The organism is Indolivaga macrotermitis, from assembly GCF_900128985.1.
GTDB classification, from domain to species: Bacteria; Bacteroidota; Bacteroidia; order Bacteroidales; family Dysgonomonadaceae; genus Dysgonomonas_A; species Dysgonomonas_A macrotermitis.
Genome location: NZ_FQUC01000007.1, coordinates 91,209 through 112,501, shown reverse-complemented (window position 1 = coordinate 112,501; position 21,293 = coordinate 91,209). Strand labels below are relative to the sequence as shown.

The following is a 21,293-nucleotide window of genomic DNA, read 5'->3' as shown; positions in this document are numbered from 1 at the left end:
TTTTCTTATTCTCTTCTCCTGATTCCCGAATTTTCGCCTCCGGCAGGCATATGATCTTGAGTCAGATTGGTCAGATATATAAATTCTTCAACTGATAATTGTTCGGGCCTTTTATCAAATATCGGATCAGTGTATATCTCGTTATCTTTACCTAAAATAGGTTTCATCGAATTGCGCAAAGTCTTGCGGCGCTGGTTGAACGATGTCTTTATAACCGTCTTGAAAAGCTTTTCGTCACAATCGAGCGATTGCCTGTTGTTCCTTACCAGCTTGATAACGGCAGATTTAACCTTCGGTGGCGGATTGAATACTGTTTCGCTTACGGTGAATAAGTATTCTATATCGTACCATGCTTGTAGTAACACACTCAGTATACCATAAGCTTTTTTTCCGGGCTTGGAAGCTATGCGCTCTGCAACCTCTTTCTGCAACATGCCCGAACAGCAGGGAATCTGCTCCTTGTAATCGAGTACCTTAAAGAATATTTGTGATGATATGTTATACGGATAATTACCGATTACGGTAAACTGGCCGGGATAAATATCAGAGAGGTTCAGCTTTAGAAAATCAGCTTCAACAATACGGCCGTTCAAAGCCGGAAAGTTTTCCTGCAAATAAGGAACCGATTCGCGGTCTATCTCTATGACTGTGAGGTCTATATTTTTTTCTAACAAAAATTGTGTCAGAACACCCATGCCGGGCCCGACTTCTATTGCCGGAATGTTGCTGAAATCGTCTAACGTATCAGCTATTTGCCGGGCAATCTGCAAGTCTGTCAGAAAATGTTGACCCAAAAATTTTTTCGGTGTTACTGCTCCCATCCGTATTTATTATAAATCGTTATCTTTGTGACGTGCAAAGTTAATCATTTTATCCTATAGATAAGAGAAATAAGGCTTTTGTGTCTGTATTTTCCTGTAAAGTGTACAGATGCTTTTGCGCATGAATAGACAACAAATTTTCATCCAAAAAAATATTAGATGGAGAATACTACTACTCAGGCAGAGGGAACGAGGAAAAAAGAATCGTTGATATCTAAGGCACTGAAAATTACTATACCCTTGATATTGGGTGTTGTTATCCTCTGGTTTCTATACCGTGATACGGATTTCGATAAAATGTGGTTAACCATCAAAGACGCTAATTTCGGAATATTGGCATTGTCTTTGATTTTCGGGCCTTTAGGAAACACAATCAGAGGTATACGCTGGCAATTGCTGATGGAACCATTGGGCTATAAGCCTTCGAGGTCTACGCTTATTTATTCCGTATTGGGAAGTTATGCCGTGAATATAGCTATTCCGCGTGGAGGAGAGGTCTGGCGGTGTGCAGTGGTTGCTAAAGGGGAGAATATCCCTTTTACAAAGGTGATCGGTTCGATGCTGCTCGATCGTGTTGCAGATACCTGTACCGTTGCATGTGTAATTCTGCTAGCTTGTTGTTTTAATGTCGAAGTATTTTTGTCGTATATACAAGAAAACCAAGCTTTGTCAGCATCTATCGAGAAATTATTCGCTTCGCCATGGCTTATAGGAAGTATTATGGGAATAATCGTACTATTAGTTTTAACCTTTACGGTATTCAAAGAGAATAAGATCGTAAAAAAGATAAGTGGCTTACTTATTGGCTTGTGGAATGATATGAAAGCTATCTTCAAGATGAAACAGAAAGGGCTTTTCCTTTTTTATACATTTAGTATATGGGCTTCATACTTCTTGTACTTTTATATTACATTCTATGCATTTGATTTTACCCGTCATTTAGGCTTTACCGCCGGATTGATCGCCTTTGCTTTGAGTAGCCTGAGTATGGCTATTCCTACCAACGGAGGTATGGGTGTATGGCATGCTGCGGTGGTATTGTCATTAGGCTTATATGGTGTAACGAAAAATTCGGGCGAAGCTTTTGCTTTTGCAGTATTTGCCATACAGTCATTGTGGATAGTTGTTTGCGGGTTGTTCAGTATGTTTGCCCTGTCTTTGAAAGACAGTAAAAAATGAGGCGGCATTTATCTGTCTTTATCTGTATTCTGGTTGCTTGTTCGTGTATAAATAAAGAACGGGCAAAAGAGCAGGAACAGCCATCGGAAGAAAGTATCGAGATAAAAGACGATACAATCCCGGCTGTTATAAATGTGCCTGAAATACCGAAAGAAACAGAGAGTACAATCATTGTAGATGAAGATTACTATCGCCGTACACTGAAATCGGTAAAAAAACCTATAGTTGACCCGAAAAAATACCATCTGGAAACGTTTACCCGTTTGAAAGACGGACAAGATCAGTTCACCTATTACCTGCTAAGAGAGGTATCTTTCGATAGTGGTTTCAAAACTTACCTGATAGCTGAAGATTATGACTCGGAATGGGCGTGTTGGCTTGTCAATTATACCCCCGACGGTAAATTTATAGATGCACTGGAAGTTCTGTATGATAATGCCGAAGGCGCATGGCAAACAAGTACTCTTATAGATATGCATAAACCGATGATATACGTTACGAGATACGATGCTTATGCGACGCCCGAATCGAGGGATGAAGTAATAATGATCACATCAACCGGAAAGTTCGAAAAACGATAAAGATTGAACCATGAGAATACTATCGGGCATATTATTGATAATGTTTACCCTCACAGCCAGTTGTCAAACGGGAAATAATATTACAGATAAGAAGAATATGAGAGAATTGTCGCAACTGATAGATACCGAAGAGCCGGGAATGGACATTGTGCGGGAATGGTATAAAGAAGCAACCAATAAGGTTGAAATATTGCCCCGTGACCCGAAACGGGCGGAACAGGCATTATACGAAACTCAGGTAACTACCCGTTCACCCATGGGAGCGATTATATACGAAACCGGGGGGATACTGATCAATAAAGGATGGCTTCGGGTTTTGGGTTCGGGACATAAGCGGCTCGATCGTAGTTTGCCCGAATGGAACAAAGGAAAATCGTATAATGAAGCAGGAGAGCAACCTTCTTTCTTATTAGTTGCCGATGATGTATTGGGCGGTTTTTTTGCTTTGAACGGAGGTGGCTTATCTCCGGAAGGAATAGGGCAGATCTATTATTTTGCTCCTGATACGAAAGAATGGGAACCTCTGGAGTTGAGTTATTCTGCTTTTATTGTGTGGTGTTTTCAGGGGGATTTAGATATGTTCTATCTGGATTCGCAGTGGGATGGCTACGAAAAAGATCTCGAAAATATATCGGGAACACAGGCTATGTCATTCTATCCTTATCTGTGGACTAAGGAAGGGCAGGATATAAATAAATGTTCTCGTAAAATTGTGCCTGTACAGGAAGTCTGGGATTTATCTATACAATAGAGAAGTTCTTTGAGAAGATTGGTACAATACAGATCATACCTGAATAAAAAGTGACAAAGGTGACACCGGTTGTTACTTTTTTTATTTCTGGTTGAATGTAAGTGTTTTGTTTTGAATGGTTTAATGAAATGTGAACGTAAAAAAACATTAAAAAGTGTCACTTTTGTCACCTTTTGGTTGTTAATCATTTTAGAGCAAATAGTTTAGTGAGTAAACAAAGGTGTACAACCATGTCACTTTCGGGTCACTTTTGTGTACTTTTGTTTTAAGAAATAGAATGGTAATTAGCGGCAAGTGTTGTTTTATTTACCTCCATAATAAACAGGTCTGAGACCTTATAATAAACATATCGTATTATGTCAAAAGAAATTTTAAAGTTGAAACCGGAGAATGTTTGGAAGCATTTTTATGAGTTAACACAAATTCCCCGTCCGACAGGCCATACGAAGGCAGTTGAGAAGTATGTGGTAGATTTTGCCAAGTCCTTAAATCTGGATGTGAAACAAGATAAAGTAGGCAATGTTTTGATAACCAAACCAGCATCGAAAGGGATGGAAAACGCTCCTACCGTAATATTACAGGCGCATCTGGATATGGTTCCGCAAAAGAATGCCGATGTACAGCATGATTTTCTTAAAGACCCGATAGAAACGGTTATCGATGGTAATATTGTAAAAGCCAAGTCTACAACACTGGGAGCCGATAATGGTATCGGGGCTGCCGCTATATTAGCGGTGATGGAAGACAATACACTTGCACATGGCAAGATCGAAGGATTCTTCACTATAGACGAAGAGGAAGGAATGGTTGGTGCTTTCGGATTACAACCCGGATTCCTGACAGGTAGTATAATGCTTAATCTGGATACTGAAGAGGAAGGCGAACTGTGTATCGGTTGTGCCGGAGGTATCGACGAGAATATAACATGGCAGTATAAAGAAGTTGAAGTTCCTGCCGGAGATGTTGCTGTAAAAGTAAGCCTTCGTGGATTGAAAGGTGGTCACTCGGGAGGTGAAATACATTTAGGGCGTGCCAATGCGAATAAGCTTATGTTCCGTTTCCTGAAAGATACGGTAAGGTCATTAGATGCCCGTCTGGCTTGGGTAGATGGCGGATCGTTGCGTAATGCAATACCCCGTGAAGCTTTTGCTATATTAACTGTACTGCCCGAAAATGTAGATGCCCTGCTCGAACTGGTTGATGATTATAACGACTTGTATAACGAAGAGTATGCTGATGTTGAACTTAACCTGACATTGAAAGCAGAGAAGACAGAATTGCCAAAGACCGTTTTACCGGAAGAAGTGCAGGATGATGTGATCAATGCTATAGTAGCATGTCCTAACGGAGTTATCGGGATGTTGCAATCATTTCCGGGTATAGTGGAGACTTCCACTAATATTGCTTCGGTTAAGTCGGGCGAAGGAAAAGTAGAAGTGAAATTCCTGACCCGCAGTTCGTCTGAAACCAAGAAAGAAGCTTTAGACTCGATGATCGAAAGCCTTTTCTCATTGGCGGATGCTAAAGTAGAAGCTGTGAATGCTTATCCCGGCTGGCAACCCAATGCCCATTCCAAAACATTAGAGGTGATGAGAAAGATCTTTAATTCTAAGTTCGGAAAAGAGCCTGTTGTACAGGTTGTTCATGCCGGATTGGAATGTGGTATAATCTTAGACAGTACACCCGGATTGGATATTGTTTCGTTCGGTCCTACCATTATGAATCCGCACTCGCCGGATGAGTTTGTTGAGATAGATACAGTAGAACGCTTCTATGACTATCTGACAGCTATTCTGGCAGAGTTGAAATAAAATAAGGTCTCAGACCTTTTTATGGGTTTTGTAAGTGAAATAACAATAGGTAGTTATATGCTGAAAACATATCATTAAATACTTACTGTTACTTAATATAACCATATATGCCGAAGACACTTCTGTTTCTGATAATATCAGCCCTTTACCTGATCCTTATTTCGGTAGTGATTTATCCTTATTATAGTGATAAAGGGGAGATGGGTAAGTTCCTGTTGATTATTGCAGGCAATGTAATAGTGATTCTGGCTTTGGCATATCTCTTTAAAAGACAACAAAAGCGGAAAAAGTGATTTTTCCGCTTTTACTTTTATTATATAGAAAAGTCTTATTTCAGGAAGTCGTCAAAGTATCGTGTTATATGTTCGTGCAGATGCACACGGTCGCGACCGATCATATTGTGTCCATGCCCCGGATATACGAAGAAATCGGGATGAGTTCCTTTCTTGATAGCCGATTTCAGGAACTGCAAACTGTGCTGCATTACTACCGTAGGGTCTTCGTCTCCGTGAATAAGCATCAGGCGTCCTTTCAGGTCTCCGGCTTTGTCTACCATACTGGTTTCGGCATAACCTTCGGGATTCTCTTTAGGGGAGTCCATATATCGTTCTCCATACATTATCTCATAATATTTCCAGTTGGTGACAGGTCCTCCGGCAACCCCTACCTTGAATGTTTCGGGATGGCGTAACATCAGATTGAGAGTCATGAATCCGCCAAAGCTCCATCCGTGAACACCTATGCGGTCTGCATCAACATATGGCAGAGATTTCAGATAGTTGACTCCGGTCATTTGATCCTGAGTTTCTACTACTCCTAGTTGGCGGTGGGTTATATTCTCAAAGTCGATACCCCTGTTTGCCGTTCCACGATTATCGAGAGTGAATACGATATATCCTTTCTCAGCCATATAGATATCCCATCCACGCACTTGCCCCATCCACGAGTTATCAACCAGCTGCGAGTGCGGACCTCCGTACACATATACTATAGTTGGGTATTTAACGGAAGGATCGAAGTTTAAAGGCTTTACCAATCTGTAGTAAAGGTCAGATTTTCCATCATCTGCTTTAAGCGAACCTAAAGTGATTTCGGGTAGTGTAATATCTTTGTATGGATTCTTTGCTGCAAAAGCCTCATAACTCTTGTTCCTTTTAGTGTCAGTAATGGCAATTTTTCCGGGGTTGTACTGAGATGTATATCTGTCGATAAGGTATTTACCGCTTTCACTAAGTAGGGCAGAATGTACTCCGGCTTCTTTCGATAGCTGTACGGTTTTGCCATTCTTTAAACTAAGCTGATATATATGCCTTTCGAGTGGGGTTACTTCTGTTGATACATAATATAAGTAGTTTCCTGTCACATCAAAACCTAATACATCGGTAACATCCCATTTGCCGGAAGTGATTTGTTTCTTCATATTCCCTGATGTGTCGTAAAGATATAGGTGATTGTATCCATCCCTTTCACTTTGCCAGATAAACAGGTTAGGGTCGTTTTTCAAGAACAGGACAGGATGTTCGGGCTCTACGTACTTAGGGTGTGTCTCGACAAACAGCGTTGCGTCTAACTTTCCTGAAACGGCATCATATCTAACTACTTTACATGTATCCTGACCTCTATTCAATTCTGCCAGATAGATATACTTCTCATCGGGGCTCCATGCTATATTTGTCAGGTATTTCTCTTTAGGAGTACCGGTTTTTAAGAATGTTGTTTGTCCGGTCGTGCGGTTAAATACCCCAACAGTTACATGATGGCTTTTCATTCCGGCCATCGGATATTTGATGTCTTTCAGCTCAGCAATTCTGGTAGAAATATCGACAAGAGGATAGTCGGTAACCATTGTCTCATCCATTCTGTAGAAGGCTAACTGATTCCCTGTCGGAGACCAGAAAGTACCTTTGCTAATACCAAACTCATTGCGGTGGACAGCTTGTCCGTTTACAATACCTTTATCGGTATCCGCTGTGATAGCGGTTTCTCTGGAATCAGTATCGAGAATATATAAGTTATTATCTCTGGTATAAGCAATAGCCTTGCCTTCTTTGGAGAAGTCGTTGTTAGAGGCATCTTTGGGTAATGAGAATGAAGCTTCTATCGTTTGGCTGTCTAAGTTATACAAATAGCTGTTGCTCCCTCTGGTTAGCATCATTACAGGCTCTTCTCCGTATGGGAAACTAATGGTGCCGAGGGTTGCCAGAGGTTCTTTTCCTATTGAAGAAATACTCTTGTTTATATTGTCTTTCGATATTATTACTTTCGATGTCTGTTTTTCGTCGATCGGTAATGTTACGACAGAATCCCCTTTTACCTGAACCGGAGTATCCGCCCACCATTGTACTTGTGAGGGGGATTGCACTCTGTATTTATTAAACGAATTACCACCTGGTATCAAATCTTCTAACGAAAGTGGCGGCTGATTACTTTGAGCCATAATGGTTGTTGAAATTAGTAAAACGACAGTAAACAACAAATTCTTAAACATTCTCATATCATTACACGTTTATTTGATAACAAAGATAAAACATATATGTGTTATTGAAGCTTTTGAGTAAATTCTTCAATCTGCAAAAAAAACTCACCGATGTTAAAAAAGATGAAAAAATGCAAGAATAATCTAATGTAAAATTCTATCTTTGCAAATTGAATTTCTTCGACAAGATAATATATTTAGGCATAATATTTGTTGATTATTCTATGCTGGATTTAAAAAAGAATATTGTTTATGTTATTTTCCAATATAAAATATTTGTGTTTTTTTAGTATTCTGTTCTTACTGCTACAGTCGTGTACAAAGAATAGTGATACGAATTTTAAGGTAGAAGGAAAGCTGGATAATCTGTCAGCTACCCAATTGTATGCAGTACGTGAGATATCGGGAGATTCGGTAGCAATAGATACTATAGTTGTTAGTAATAGTGGAGAGTTTACTTACAAAGGAAAAGTGGAGGGGCCGACTTTGGTTGATCTGTTTTGCGGAGAAGGTAAAGCTCATATTACCTTTTTCCTCGAACCGGGATACTCTGTAAAATTGAAGGCGAATGTTGCCGATTTTGGCTTGGCTGAATTGAAAGGAGGACGGGTAAATGACGATTTGATGTCTTTTAAAACGGAAAACCAGAATTTATTGCAAGCCCGGTCAAGAATATTAAGTAAACAAAAGAATCTGGATCCTGCCGAATTGAAGAATGTAAACTTTCAGTTAGCAAGATGCGTCCGCGAATATGTTGGGAATAATCCGACGAAAATGGCTAGTGTAGTTTTAATGGACGATTATTCTATAAACAATGTATCCCCCGAATTATTGGGCAATGATATAGAACTCCTGAAAGGAGAAGCAGCCGATTTCTATCTGACAACAGCCTTAAGAAGTTTTTATGAAAGAGTCAAAAAGTCAGAAGTAGGAGCCGTTGCCCCTGATTTTACACTGAAAAGTTCGAAAGGAGACGATGTCAGCCTGAAAGATTTCAGAGGTAAGGGTAAGGATGTTTTACTGATGTTTGACCTGAAATCTACCCCTCAGAATATTAAGTATTTTGAGATGCTTAAGGGGGCTCAGAAAGAATTGAAGGATAAAGTTATTTTTTTGACTATTGTTATTGATGTCGATGCCAGATATCCCGAACCCGAAATCGTAGATATTGCGAATTCTTTAGATTGGACAATCCTTTTCGATGGAAAGAAATGGAGTTCGAATATTGTAAAGAAATACCATGTAACTTCCACTCCGTATATGATATTAGTTTCTCCCGAAGGTATTATTGAGGAGCGGGATGTTGATATGAGGTCTCTGTACACAAGATATAATATAAAGAGCAAGACTAATTCAGAAGAGTAAATTTTTTAGCTTTCCAAAATATCCTTTTTTTCTATTATATTTGCTCCAAACAACATTTGTAACACAAATTTATGCTGGTAAAAGTATTTGGAGCAGCAGTGCAAGGTATAGATGCCACACTAATCACAATAGAAGTTAATTGTTCGAAAGGGATAAAGTTTATGTTGGTCGGCTTACCCGATGCTTCGGTCAAAGAAAGTCACGAGCGTATTATCTCGGCATTACAGGTTAACGGATATAAATTCCCCAGACAACAAGTTATAATAAATATGTCTCCTGCCGACATCCGGAAGGAAGGGTCATCTTATGATCTTCCTCTAGCTATAGGTATTATGGCTGCATCAGAAACACTCGAAACCGGGAAGTTAGAGGAATATATGCTTATGGGAGAGTTATCTCTCGATGGTACTATTCTTCCTGTAAAAGGGGTTTTACCTATTGCGATAAAGGCGAGGGAATTAGGCTTTAAAGGATTAATTGTTCCCCGGAAAAATGCACGGGAAGCCGCAGTTGTTAATAATCTGGAGGTATATGGAGTAGACAAAATCACAGAAGTAGTAGATTTCTTTAATGATAAGATTACTCTTACTCCTGTCGAAATAAATACCCGTGAAGAATTTTTGAAGAGGCAATTCGAGTTTGAATTCGACTTTACTGATGTAAAAGGGCAGGAAAACGTAAAGCGTGCTATTGAAGTAGCCGCAGCCGGTGGACATAACTTGATAATGATAGGTCCTCCGGGAGCAGGAAAGTCGATGATGGCTAAACGAATACCGAGCATATTACCCCCTTTTACACTTCAGGAAGCATTGGAAACAACGAAAATCCATAGTGTAGCCGGGCGAATGAATTCAGATACATCCCTAATGTCGGTACGTCCATTCCGGTCGCCACATCACACTATTTCGGATGTAGCTATGGTTGGGGGAGGAATCTATCCGCAACCCGGAGAAATAAGTTTGGCACACAATGGAGTGTTATTTCTGGACGAATTGCCCGAGTTTAACCGCAGTGTTTTGGAAGTATTACGGCAGCCATTGGAGGATAGGCTTATTTGCATATCCCGGTCAAAATTCTCCATCGAGTATCCGGCAAGCTTCATGCTGGTGTCTTCAATGAATCCTTGCCCTTGCGGGTATTATAACCATCCCGAAAAACAATGTGTATGTTCGCAAGGAGCTGTTCAGAAATATCTGAATAAAATATCCGGGCCTTTACTCGATAGAATCGATATTCAGATAGAAATAGTGCCTGTTCCATTCGATAAAATATCAAATGCAGCAGTAGCGGAAAACAGTGAAGCTATACGTAACAGAGTAATAAAAGCCAGAGAGATTCAGGCTGAAAGGTTTAAGAAAGAACCTGAAATTCATTGCAATGCTCAAATGACATCTAAACTGATGCGTAAATACGCTGCACCTGACGAGTCTGGTCTAAAGTTACTAAAACAAGCTATGGATTTGTTTAATTTGTCGGCCAGGGCATACGACCGTATCCTAAAAGTGTCGCGGACAATAGCCGATTTGGATGGATCAGTAAACATTTTGCCAAATCATTTGGCTGAAGCAATTAACTACCGCAATCTGGATAGAGAAAATTGGGCCAATAAATAGGTTTATGTAAAGCTTTTTATTATATTTGCCTAATATGTTAATGAGGGAGATGTTTTTACCTGTTTGTTTTAATGGTTATTTTTACAGACTGGTAATAGTATCTTTTTGTTTGTATCATTATAGAGTAATGTGAATTTATGAAATTTACAGAATTAAGCAATACTATCTTCAGTAATGTAATTGAAGATTATCATAAGACAGATAACGTTGATACTCCGGTGTCTAATCCTTTTGAGGTAAAGACTATAGAGTATTATCTGTATCTCAAAAATTGGATAGATACAGTTCAATGGCATTTAGAAGATATTATCCGGGATCCACAGATAGACCCGGTAGTTGCACTCGGAATCAAAAGAAGGATTGATAAATCGAATCAGGATCGTACAGACCTGGTTGAACTTATTGATAGCTATTTCCTTGATAAATATAAGGATGTAATTGCTTCACCCGAAGCTAAAATTAATACCGAGAGCCCTGCATGGGCTATTGACCGCCTGTCTATTCTGGCATTGAAAATATATCATATGGAACAGGAGGTAAACAGGCCCGATGCAAGTGAGTCTCATCGGGAACAATGTCAGAAAAAGTTATCTGTTTTGCTCGAACAAAGAAAGGATCTCTCAGAGGCAATTACCGATTTGCTCGGAGATATTGAGAATGGGCATAAGTACATGAAAGTGTACAAGCAGATGAAAATGTATAACGATCCGGATCTGAACCCTGTATTGTACGAGCAAAAAGGAAAGTAACTCGTTTCGGTTTCAGAATAATGTATTATAATTAATAATGGCTAAAATATTAATAACCAGATTGTCATCTTTTGGAGATGTGGCAATGTTGGTACCTGTTGTCTTTTCTGTAGCAGCACGTTATCCGCAGGATAGGTTTATCGTGTTGACACGTAAATCCTTCGCCCCGTTATTCGAAAATCTGGGCTTCAATATCAATGCGGTTACTTTTGATCCGTCTAATCATCATAAAGGCTTTTTCGGAACACTTATGTTGCTTAAGAATGTCTTAAAATATGGGTATTCTCATGTTGCGGATGTTCATGATGTTTTACGTACGAAGCTTATTCGCAGATGTATGGCAATGCTCGGAAAAAAGACCGCTTATATAGATAAAGGAAGGGCTGAAAAGAGACAAATGATTGTCTCCAAGCAACTTTATCCACCATTGACTTCAAGTTACGAACGTTATATGGCGGTTTTTGAAGAAATAGGGTTTCCGGCAGAAATGGTTTTTAAGAATTTCTTTGAGTTTAAAGAAAGGTCGTTATACCCACTCCGTGCTGTTGTTAAAGAAAAAAACTGTGCATGGATCGGAATTGCACCTTTCTCAAAACACGCAGAGAAAATATATCCTCTGGATAAAATGGAAACTGTGCTTAAAAAGTTATCCGAAAATTTTGGTGCTAAAATCTTCTTATTCGGTTCAGGACCTCAAGAACGTTCTGTATTGGAAGAATGGGAAGGTAAATATGAAAATGTAATATCGATATCTGGAAAGCTTAACCTGATAAATGAGCTTCTGCTCATATCATATATAGACGTTATGATCTCAATGGATTCTGCTAATATGCATTTGGCATCATTGGTCGAAACACCTGTTGTTTCAATTTGGGGAGCTACTCATCCAAACTTAGGTTTTTACGGATTCAATCAAGATCTAGATAACGTAATACAAACTGATATCGAATGCAGACCTTGTTCGGTATATGGAGAAGTTCCTTGTGCCCGAAAAGACTTAGCATGCCTGAATGCGATAACTGAAAAAGAGATACTAGAAAAAGTTGCCGAGATACTTTTTAAAGGTAAAGGTAGTAATGAAATAGAGCAATGAAAATTGCAATATTATCCCCATTTTATCCTTTCCGCGGAGGAATGGCTCAATTTAGCGGGCGCTTATACGAAGAGCTTTCTAAAACGAATGAAGTACAACTCTTCAACTTTACAACTCTTTATCCGTCTTTTCTTTTTCCCGGTAAAACACAATATGTTACAGACGAAGACTCTGCAATACCCGTGAAGAGTAAAAGGCTATTAAATAGTGTTAACCCCTTTTCATATTATATTACAGCTTCGGCGATAAATAAATTTTCGCCCGATATACTGATTATTCCTTATTGGATGTCTTTCCTCGCTCCGGCTCTGGGTACGGTTTGCAGGTTTATAAAAAAGAAGACAAAGATCATAGGACTTATCCATAATGCAATACCGCACGAAAAACGTTTCTTTGATAGACCATTCGCTAAATATTTTTTCTCGCAATGTGATGGATTTGTAGCACTGAGTAACCTCGTAAAAGATGATTTAAAAGCTATTGTTCCACAGAAACCGGTATTGGTAAGCCCTCATCCTATTTACGATCATTATGGAAATAGAATAGACCGTGCTGAAGCATGCCTTAAATTAGGGGTTGATAAAGATAAAAAGATTCTTCTTTTTTTCGGTCTCATCAGGGAGTACAAAGGGCTTGATATCCTTATCGAATCTATGGCTTTGCTGGATAATAATTACCAGCTGGTAATAGCCGGCGAATGTTATGGTAGTTTTCAAGGTTATCAGGACTCGATAGAAGCTTCTCCTCTGAAAAATAATATCAAAGTGATGCAGGAGTATATTCCTGACGAAAAAGTCTCGTTATTATTCTCTGCTGCTGATGTGTTGGTTCTGCCATACAGAGATGCAACACAAAGCGGAGTTGTTGCTGTAGCCTATCAGATGGAGACCCCTCTTATCGCAACAAATGTAGGAGCATTGGGAGACTCTATACGGAAAGGGTCTACCGGTATCATTGTAAATGATGTTTCATCTATATCCTTAAGTGAAGGTATAAAAGGTTACTTTGCTGAAGAGGAAACGAATCGCGAAACTTTTACAAAGCATATAAAAGAAGAGAAAAAACGGCTTTCGTGGGCTGTTTTCTCTGATGAATTAACACTCTTTGCTTCCCGGTTATGACTGTGTAATCGAAATTATAGCAAAAGAGTTTTTGCTTATCTCTGACGAATCAAATTGATAAATTCTTCGCGGGTTTTTGCTTGATTAAATGCTCCTGTAAAGTCAGAAGTTGTAGTAGTCGAATTTTGCTTTTGCACACCCCGCATTTGCATACACATATGCTGGGCTTCTATTACTACCATTACACCTAATGGATTCAGTGTATTTTGTAGGCAATCTTTTATCTGTGTTGTAAGACGTTCTTGTACCTGTAACCGTCTCGAAAATACATCTACAATACGAGGTATTTTACTTAGACCTGTTATATAGCCGTTCGGAATATAAGCTACGTGTGCTTTACCCCAAAATGGGAGCATATGGTGCTCGCATAATGAGTAAAAATCAATATCCTTTACGATTACCATTTGTTTGTAATCTTCCTTGAAAAGCGCTTTTTGAAGAATTTCTTCCGGATTTTGAGAGTATCCGCTTGTCAGAAATTGCATCGCTTTCGCTACTCTTTCGGGTGTATCAAGAAGACCTTCACGGTCTGTATCTTCGCCAAGCAGGCGGATTATATTTTTGTAATTATCAGCTAATATAGATGTAGTCTGATTAGCAATAGTGCTATCTGTTGATGGCATTTCTCTTTTTTTAAGTTTGATGCAGGATATTTGTACTTGAGTAATAATATCTGTTTCCTGCTATTTTATCAAAAGTGAGTTTATTATGTGCTTAGTTGATGGCTACTTTTATAACATCTTCAACAATACGCATTTCGCGGCCAAAAGATAGTTTGGCTTGCATTTCGGACAAAGCTTGTTGAGCTTGCTCATGATTCTTGAAATTTCCGGCTCTGACACGCCATACCGGTGAAGCATACGATACCACGACATCCATATTAGGATATGCCGACTGAACTGCGTTTTTACGAGACTGAGCTTCGTTTTTTGACCTTTTCTGGTCACTTCCCGAAAATACTTGTATACGGTATCCCTTTGCTTTGACAAAATTCTTCGATCCGTTATTATTTTCAGAAACGCCGGCTAATTGCGATTCGAGTTCATTAGCATTCGATACCGATGAGCCTGCGTTAATAGTTGTTCCAACCAGGTTTTTGATTGCGTCATCCTGATAAATAACAATTTTACCTTGTCCTCCTTTAGTCGTATTCAGGTCATTAATAATGGATTTATTCTGAGCACCGAGTAATAGACAACTGCCGAAAAAGAAAAATAATATATAAGTTAGTTTATTCATAATGTTTTTATATAAATATCTGCTGTACAAGTTTAAACAAACATGTAAATGTATAAGTTCGGATTTTTCTGTCTCCGTGCAGATATAGCGGGCACTTTAGAAAAAACTTTTATAAAGAATATAACAGAGAGCCATTATCCATAACTCTCTGTTATCCTTTATTTATGATTAATTAAAAGCATCAATAATAGGAGTAAACTTGTCTACTTCAAGAGAAGCACCGCCGATAAGTCCACCATCAACATCCGGGTTTGAAAACAGTTCTTTTGCATTCGAAGCATTACAGCTACCTCCATAAAGGATAGATGTGTTATCTGCTATTTCTTTGCCATATTTTTCAGCAACAGTTTTGCGGATAAATGCATGCATTTCCTGAGCTTGAGCAGATGTAGCCGTTTTTCCGGTACCGATTGCCCATACAGGTTCGTAAGCAAGTACTATTTTAGAAAAATCCTGAGCTGAAAGAGTAAAAAGAGCATTTTCGATCTGAGATTTTACTACCGCTTCTTGTTTGTTTGCTTCTCTTTCTTCAAGAACTTCACCTATACAGAAGATTGGAGTAAGTTCATTAGCCAATGCCAAAACCACTTTTTCTTTTAGTGTAGCATCAGTTTCGCCATAGTAGGTACGACGTTCAGAGTGGCCTAAAATTACGTATTTAGCACCTGTTGAAGCAATCATAGCAGCCGAAATCTCACCGGTGTATGCACCCGAAGCTTTGTCTGCGCAGTTTTGTGCAGCGATACCTATTTTTTTGTCTCCAACTGCAGCAACTGCATTTGCCAAGTGAATGAACGGAGTACCAAGTACTACATCGCAATTTACTTTGTCTCTGTCGGCTAATGCCACTTTTAATGCATCGATTAAAGCCAAACCTTCTTGAAGATTCTTATTCATCTTCCAGTTTCCGGCAACGATATTCTTTCTCATAATAGAATTTATTATTATATAATTATAAAAAAATGAATAATCATTTATTCTGATTTGTTCTTCTGTTCACCTTTCGGTGTGATACTCTTTCTGTGATAAAGAACAGCATCGAGGATTTTCACAACTGCCAGAGGAATGAAAAATAGCAGAATAAGATTTGCTATATCCCTAGTCGTCGGAGCCTGATTGTTCTCGGGATGAGCTATCGGTAATTCCTCTATCGGTCTGTTCAATTCTTTTTCGTTGGGTACCTTCTTATCCCCCCATTTATTTATTATAATACCATCCTTTATCAATAATAGCCCGGGATTAGATCGTGTAATAGTCTTCAGGGTACGCTCGTCGGTAAGACAAAAATCGAAGTTCGTAATATTGTCATTTTCGAACTGTATAATTGTATCCCTCGGGGAAGATGTCAGGCAATAAAATTTGTACTGATGATCTTTTGCATAGTTATTTACATCTTCAAAGTTATCCAGATTATTGATCCGCATATCGGTGAGTGAGTAAGCAATCATCAGAAAGATATAATTGCTGTCCGAAAGAACTTCGTTTGTGATGTCTTCCTCTGCTTCTATTTCCGTCTTGTCTTTATTCAGATAAAGGCGATTGATTGAGAAATCGTGTATAACGGGTTCTTCACCCTCTTTGATGAGTTTATTATAACGGTCTACAAATATCCATGTTGAGTCTTGCCACGGATAATTATCTTCGGTAAATTCTTTCTCTACACCATCCTTTTTATAGATAAAGGTATTTTCATATACAGGAGCCTTGTTTTCTTCAACGGTCATCAGTTTAGGAATATTAGCTCCGATCTTATATGGACGGAAGTCTATCAACGGTTCGTTGATAGTATTGAATATACAGAATACAATACCACCGGCAATGATGTATATTGCTACTAACCAGTAAAATTTACCGGTAAATATATTCATGATCTTTTCGTACCAGAACAGGGTGGTAATGGAACAAGCTAATAGAATAATATTCTTGAAAAAAGTTTGCCAGTTGGTAATGATAAGTGCATCGCCAAAGCATCCGCAGTCTTTTACCGGATTGGTAATTGCCAGATATAGGGTTAGCGGGGTCATGAATAGCAAGACTATAAAAAGTAACCGCGAAGTCCACTTTCTGTATAGCCCGAATAGCATAAATATACCCAGACATAGTTCACCGGCACAGAGTGCAATGGATATAGGTAAGGCAAATTGGTGCAGTTCGGAAAAACCGAATGAAGTCATGTAGTCCTGAACCTTATAGGCTGTACCCAAAGGATCGATCGATTTGACAAAGCCTGAGAATATAAAGGTTGCCGCAAGTAGTATACGTGCTACCTCTACAATCGCTTTTTCTATCATTGATTTTGTCTGCCCCATAAAGATTGTATGATAATATGTATGTGGATTATTCTTTGTCTTCCGGGTAATTTAGTTTAATCAACCCGAAAATAGAATAGTTTATCATATCCATGTAATTTGCATCTATCCCTTCAGAAACAAGTGTATGGCCTTCGTTATTTTCAATTTGTTTAGTCCTGAATAGCTTGACAAGAATAAGGTCTGTATATGAACTTATACGCATGCTTCTCCACGCTTCTCCATAATCGTGGTTTTTGGCAAACATCAATTCTTTGCTTTGTTGAGCATATTTGTCGTATAAGGACATCGCCTCTTCTGTTGTGATGTCTACACTATCGGTATGTTGCAATTCCAATTGTATAAGCCCGACAATGCCATAGTTGACAATGCCAATAAATTCGGAGTTAATACCTTCATCGACTTTACTGATGCCTTTTTCTTCGATACTACGTATCCTTTTGGCTTTAATGAGTATTTGATCAGTAACAGACTGGGGACGTAGAATCCGCCATGATGCACCATAATCAATCAGTTTCTTTCTGAATAAATCCCGGCATGTAGCTATGATGTGATCAAATTGTTGTTCAGTATTCGGCATCTCTTTTCCTTATGATAAACTTTTTGTATGTAAACACTTATACCATTATTTGCCTGTTAGAGGCTTTAAATATCCTATTTGTACAAAGGTAGGAAAAAAAACAAAAGCATAAGGAAAACCCTATGCTTTTCTGTATATTAAGTAAGTACTCTGATACTCAAATTATGAAACCCGTAAAGTTTTGCCTAAGCGAAGAGTTTCTCTTGATGACATGTTGTTCAATGAACATAATTTGTTTACAGATATACCGTGTGCTCTCGCAATTTTGCCTAAAGTGTCGCCCTTCTTGATACGGTAGTACGATACTGTTCCGGTAGCATACTTGTTTGTTGATTTTGCAGACGAACGGCTTGTATTAGCTACTTTTAGCTTTTGCCCCGGAGTTCCTAATGTGCTTGTTACAACCATGAACTGGTCTTTATGGCATACCTTATTTTCGAAATCTATTACGTCTGTAGGATCAATCGATCTCCCTAAGAAGCGTAGCTCGAAGTGTAGGTGCGATCCGGTAGACCGTCCGGTGTTTCCTCCTAATGCGATAGGGTCTCCGGATTTTACGACATCATTGTTCGAAACCAAAAACTTAGACAAGTGTCCGTATACAGTTTCCAGCCCATTGGGATGCCTGATCACTACATAGTTTCCGTATCCTCTTCTTTCGTATTCAACTACACGGATCTTACCATCGAATGCCGCATAAATAGTATCCCCGATCTGAACTTTCAGGTCGATACCGTGGTGCATTCTTCTGCCGCGATGTCCGTAATTTGAAGTTGTGTAGCCTACTGTAGGCATTGAGAAGTTGGAAAGGTCGACCGTGTACGTCGAAGGTATTGTTTCTAAAGATCCGTATATGTTAACATATCGGTTATTCCATATACTACCGTATAAGTCGTCAGAAGGAATTTCGTCTGCATCCATTATACGTTCTTCTTGCGCCTCTTTGATTAGTGATAAATCTCGCTTAATTTTTATACCGTCCGCGTAGAGGTCATTCGACGGTTTGCTGTGCCTTTGCTTGTAAGTAAGCTCTACTCTGGCAGCATCATCTTTGTGGCCTTCGGCCTGCGCAAAAGAGCACAAAGGGATAATCAGCAGCGAAGTAGCTAATGTACAGGCTTTGATTGTTTTCAAACTCACGTTAAATAACTTTTTGATACATTAATGTTGAACTTATATTTCATCATTTGAATATAAAAACGATAATACAGCCTTCTTATATTCAAAGATTTCATTCTCTTTAAAAAACCGGGCGAGTTCAACTTTTGCCGCTTCTACTGAATCGGATGCGTGCACAATATTCTCCTGAAAGCTGATTGAATAATCACCTCTGATAGTGCCTGCTGTTGCTTCTCGTCCATTTGTTTTACCTACGAGGGCTCTTACTACTGCCACTGCTTCTGCACCTTCCCAACATTGAACAATAACGGGTGATGCTTTCATGGAATTCTTAACCCTCTGGAAAAACGGTTTGTCTTTTAGATGTGAATAATGATCGCTCAGAATTTCATCATCCAATTGTATCATCTTTGTACCTGTTAGTATTAAACCTTTTCGTTCAAATCGCGAAGTTACTTCTCCGATCAAACCTCTCTGCACGGCAGAAGGTTTAAGTATAACAAGTGTTTTCTCCATAAAAATGATACTACGTTTATATACAATTTTAACTGTTTCTCTTACATACGAATTATTCAAAGATAGTGTTTTTATTTTGTTAAAAACAACTGTAAGTCCTGTAACTTTCATGTATTTAACAATGTCCTTTTTTCTCATTAAAATATAATTAACTGATTTTTAGCGATCTAATTTGTTATCGAAAAACGAATAAAAATGAAAAGTTCATTACATTAACGATTTTTATTGTTTTTTTATCGTTTATTGTGTTATACGGCTTAAAATACTTCTTCGTTGGTCTTGATCCTAGCCATAATCGTCTGAAAACGGCATATATTAAAGGAAATTATAGGGTGTATATTGTTCACTTTTATTAGATTTGTACAAAAATTGCATTATCCGGATAAAAAAATGAGAAATCTGATTATAGCCGATGCTCAAGATATTACCCGTTTAGGTCTTAAATATCTGACGAATGACATCAAGGGAATAGATGTTGTTCACGAAATAACGGATAAAAATGAGCTTTTGAAACTACTGTCCGACAATAGCAATGCAATGGTAATTCTGGACTATACTCTTTCGGATTTCTCATCACTGAATGAACTTCAGATTCTGCACGAAAGATATCCCCAAGCCGATTGGTTATTGTTTTCTGATGAGTTGAGCGATACGTTCCTTCGTGATATGCAAGCCAACAGGCTGCCTTTTAGTATTGCTCTGAAGTCAAATGAGGTAAGCGAGATTCGCGATGCCGTTGTGTCTACCTTAGTTGGCGATCAGTTCTTGTGCAAACGCGTGGATAATCATATCCGTACATTAACACGTTCTTTGCAAGATTCGTTGGACAATCATCTGACAACGACCGAAAGAGAAATACTGAAAGAAATAGCTTTGGGTAAAACCACAAAAGAAATAGCTGCCGATCGTAACCTTAGTTTCCATACTATTATCACCCACCGTAAGAATATCTTCCGTAAGCTTGAGGTGAATAATGTACATGAGGCAACCAAATATGCTATGCGCGCGGGTATTGTTGATGTGTCGGAATACTATATCTGATCACGGTTCTCTGTCAGTGCCTTGATGTTTCGTATCAGCCCGTTGTATTTGGCTCGCTTAACTGCTGATCCTTTGAATATCCTTTGGTAATCTCCTACTTCCATCTCCTGTAAAGATTTGTAATCCATCGCAAGAAACTCCGGATGAGGAGTAAATTCTTCTGTCCGGTGAGGCTTCGAGTACCTGTTCCACGGGCAGACTTGCTGGCAGATATCGCAACCGTACATGCGGTTGTTCAATAGAGGCTTAATAGTATCATCTATCTCACCCTTATTCTCGATAGTCTGGTAAGATATACATTTACGGGCGTTCAATAGATGAGGCTTTTCGATCGCACCGGTAGGGCAGGCCTCCAGACAGCGGGTGCATTTTCCGCATGATAAGTCAAGCGGTTTATCATATTCGAGTTCCTGGTCCAGTATAACTTCTCCCAGAAAGAAATACGAGCCTTTCTTGGGGATAATAAGCAATGTGTTCTTGCCGATAAATCCCAGTCCGGCTTTAGCAGCCCAGTATCTTTCCATTACCGGAGCGGTATCGCAGAATATCCGGCCTTGTGTATCCGGCAATAGCGATTTGATAAATGAGAACAGTTTGCCCAACTTATCTTTCATTACATCGTGATAGTCCTTGCCGTAAGCATAGTATGCGAACTGAGGGGCGGCTTCGGATTGCCGTTCGTGAGGGTAGTAATTGAGGGCGACACTGATTATGGATTTTGCGCCGTCAACAAGCAAGGTCGGGTTTATCCGTTTATCCGTATTATGGGCGAGGTAATCCATATCTGCCTGATAACCGTCTTCGATCCATTTATCCAGATGCGATTTGTCTGTATCTCCGATAGGTTCTGCGCGGCAGATGCCGCAAGCGTCAAAACCGAGCGAAAGGGCATACTCTTTGATCTCTGTTGAATATGCTGCTTTATTCAT

At 39.1% G+C, this 21,293-nt stretch carries 21 protein-coding genes; 11 read left to right on the top strand and 10 right to left on the bottom strand.

What is annotated here, in order from left to right; all coding sequences use genetic code 11:
• Nucleotides 1-5: 5 nt before the first annotated feature.
• A complete protein-coding gene (gene rsmA / locus BUC12_RS10790) occupies nt 6-821 on the bottom strand; it encodes a 16S rRNA (adenine(1518)-N(6)/adenine(1519)-N(6))-dimethyltransferase RsmA (protein ID WP_062179526.1) in 816 nt (271 codons plus the stop codon).
• Nucleotides 822-980: 159 nt separating this feature from the next.
• Here rsmA and BUC12_RS10785 point away from each other — a divergent pair, with 159 nt between their 5' ends.
• The 5 genes from BUC12_RS10785 (at nt 981) to BUC12_RS10765 (ending at nt 5,436) form a co-directional block, all read left to right on the top strand.
• The gene (locus BUC12_RS10785; RefSeq protein WP_062179524.1) at nt 981-2,000 is read left to right on the top strand and encodes a lysylphosphatidylglycerol synthase transmembrane domain-containing protein; all 1,020 of its coding nucleotides are present in this window, start codon (nt 981-983) and stop codon (nt 1,998-2,000) included.
• Nucleotides 1,997-2,581, top strand: coding sequence for a hypothetical protein (locus BUC12_RS10780; protein WP_062179521.1), 585 nt, complete (start codon nt 1,997-1,999; stop codon nt 2,579-2,581). Before BUC12_RS10785 ends, BUC12_RS10780 begins: the two co-directional genes overlap by 4 nt.
• 10 nt (nt 2,582-2,591) lie before the next feature.
• Nucleotides 2,592-3,332, top strand: a complete 741-nt coding sequence (locus tag BUC12_RS10775) for a DUF2625 domain-containing protein (RefSeq protein WP_236689384.1) — start codon at nt 2,592-2,594, stop codon at nt 3,330-3,332.
• A 356-nt stretch (nt 3,333-3,688) separates the two neighbouring features.
• Nucleotides 3,689-5,143: an aminoacyl-histidine dipeptidase gene (locus BUC12_RS10770; protein ID WP_062179518.1), complete on the top strand. Its 1,455-nt coding sequence runs from the start codon at nt 3,689-3,691 to the stop codon at nt 5,141-5,143.
• Between the two features lie 107 nt (nt 5,144-5,250).
• Nucleotides 5,251-5,436: a hypothetical protein gene (locus BUC12_RS10765; protein WP_062179515.1), complete on the top strand. Its 186-nt coding sequence runs from the start codon at nt 5,251-5,253 to the stop codon at nt 5,434-5,436.
• A 35-nt stretch (nt 5,437-5,471) separates the two neighbouring features.
• Here BUC12_RS10765 and BUC12_RS10760 read toward each other — a convergent pair whose 3' ends face one another.
• Nucleotides 5,472-7,580: a S9 family peptidase gene (locus tag BUC12_RS10760; protein ID WP_317041629.1), complete on the bottom strand. Its 2,109-nt coding sequence runs from the start codon at nt 7,578-7,580 to the stop codon at nt 5,472-5,474.
• A gap of 291 nt (nt 7,581-7,871) precedes the next feature.
• On the opposite strand from BUC12_RS10760, the gene BUC12_RS10755 reads away from it, so the two are divergent.
• From BUC12_RS10755 to BUC12_RS10735, 5 genes are all read left to right on the top strand, one after another.
• Complete coding sequence (locus BUC12_RS10755; protein ID WP_062179507.1) at nt 7,872-8,984, top strand: DUF4369 domain-containing protein; 1,113 nt, start codon at nt 7,872-7,874, stop codon at nt 8,982-8,984.
• Nucleotides 8,985-9,055: 71 nt separating this feature from the next.
• Nucleotides 9,056-10,597, top strand: coding sequence for a YifB family Mg chelatase-like AAA ATPase (locus BUC12_RS10750; RefSeq protein ID WP_062179504.1), 1,542 nt, complete (start codon nt 9,056-9,058; stop codon nt 10,595-10,597).
• Between the two features lie 137 nt (nt 10,598-10,734).
• A complete protein-coding gene (locus tag BUC12_RS10745) occupies nt 10,735-11,346 on the top strand; it encodes a DUF4254 domain-containing protein (protein WP_062179500.1) in 612 nt (203 codons plus the stop codon).
• Between the two features lie 37 nt (nt 11,347-11,383).
• Nucleotides 11,384-12,439, top strand: coding sequence for a glycosyltransferase family 9 protein (locus tag BUC12_RS10740; RefSeq protein ID WP_062179497.1), 1,056 nt, complete (start codon nt 11,384-11,386; stop codon nt 12,437-12,439).
• Nucleotides 12,436-13,560, top strand: coding sequence for a glycosyltransferase (locus BUC12_RS10735; RefSeq protein WP_062179494.1), 1,125 nt, complete (start codon nt 12,436-12,438; stop codon nt 13,558-13,560). Before BUC12_RS10740 ends, BUC12_RS10735 begins: the two co-directional genes overlap by 4 nt.
• Before the next feature lie 35 nt (nt 13,561-13,595).
• Here BUC12_RS10735 and folE read toward each other — a convergent pair whose 3' ends face one another.
• The 7 genes from folE to ndk all read right to left on the bottom strand — a co-directional run bounded on the left by folE (nt 13,596) and on the right by ndk (nt 19,323).
• Nucleotides 13,596-14,183, bottom strand: coding sequence for a GTP cyclohydrolase I FolE (gene folE / locus BUC12_RS10730; RefSeq protein ID WP_062179491.1), 588 nt, complete (start codon nt 14,181-14,183; stop codon nt 13,596-13,598).
• Nucleotides 14,184-14,274: 91 nt separating this feature from the next.
• Nucleotides 14,275-14,799 (bottom strand): SPOR domain-containing protein, encoded by a 525-nt coding sequence (locus BUC12_RS10725; RefSeq protein ID WP_062179488.1) that lies wholly within the window; start codon nt 14,797-14,799, stop codon nt 14,275-14,277.
• A gap of 168 nt (nt 14,800-14,967) precedes the next feature.
• Nucleotides 14,968-15,729, bottom strand: coding sequence for a triose-phosphate isomerase (gene tpiA, locus BUC12_RS10720; RefSeq protein ID WP_062179485.1), 762 nt, complete (start codon nt 15,727-15,729; stop codon nt 14,968-14,970).
• A 44-nt stretch (nt 15,730-15,773) separates the two neighbouring features.
• The gene (locus BUC12_RS10715; RefSeq protein ID WP_062179482.1) at nt 15,774-17,108 is read right to left on the bottom strand and encodes a BT_3928 family protein; all 1,335 of its coding nucleotides are present in this window, start codon (nt 17,106-17,108) and stop codon (nt 15,774-15,776) included.
• 28 nt (nt 17,109-17,136) lie between these two features.
• A complete protein-coding gene (locus BUC12_RS10710; RefSeq protein WP_062179480.1) occupies nt 17,137-17,688 on the bottom strand; it encodes a DUF1599 domain-containing protein in 552 nt (183 codons plus the stop codon).
• Between the two features lie 162 nt (nt 17,689-17,850).
• A complete protein-coding gene (locus BUC12_RS10705; protein WP_062179477.1) occupies nt 17,851-18,828 on the bottom strand; it encodes a M23 family metallopeptidase in 978 nt (325 codons plus the stop codon).
• Nucleotides 18,829-18,861: 33 nt separating this feature from the next.
• Nucleotides 18,862-19,323 carry a nucleoside-diphosphate kinase gene (gene ndk / locus BUC12_RS10700; RefSeq protein WP_062179641.1) on the bottom strand — a complete coding sequence of 154 codons (462 nt, stop codon included), beginning with the start codon at nt 19,321-19,323 and terminating at the stop codon, nt 18,862-18,864.
• Nucleotides 19,324-19,713: 390 nt separating this feature from the next.
• Between ndk and BUC12_RS10695 the strand changes: the two genes are divergently transcribed.
• Complete coding sequence (locus tag BUC12_RS10695; protein WP_062179474.1) at nt 19,714-20,364, top strand: response regulator transcription factor; 651 nt, start codon at nt 19,714-19,716, stop codon at nt 20,362-20,364.
• Here the strand turns inward: BUC12_RS10695 and queG are convergent.
• Nucleotides 20,355-21,293 (bottom strand): tRNA epoxyqueuosine(34) reductase QueG, encoded by a 939-nt coding sequence (queG, locus tag BUC12_RS10690; RefSeq protein ID WP_062179471.1) that lies wholly within the window; start codon nt 21,291-21,293, stop codon nt 20,355-20,357. The two genes, BUC12_RS10695 and queG, sit on opposite strands and share 10 nt — an antisense overlap.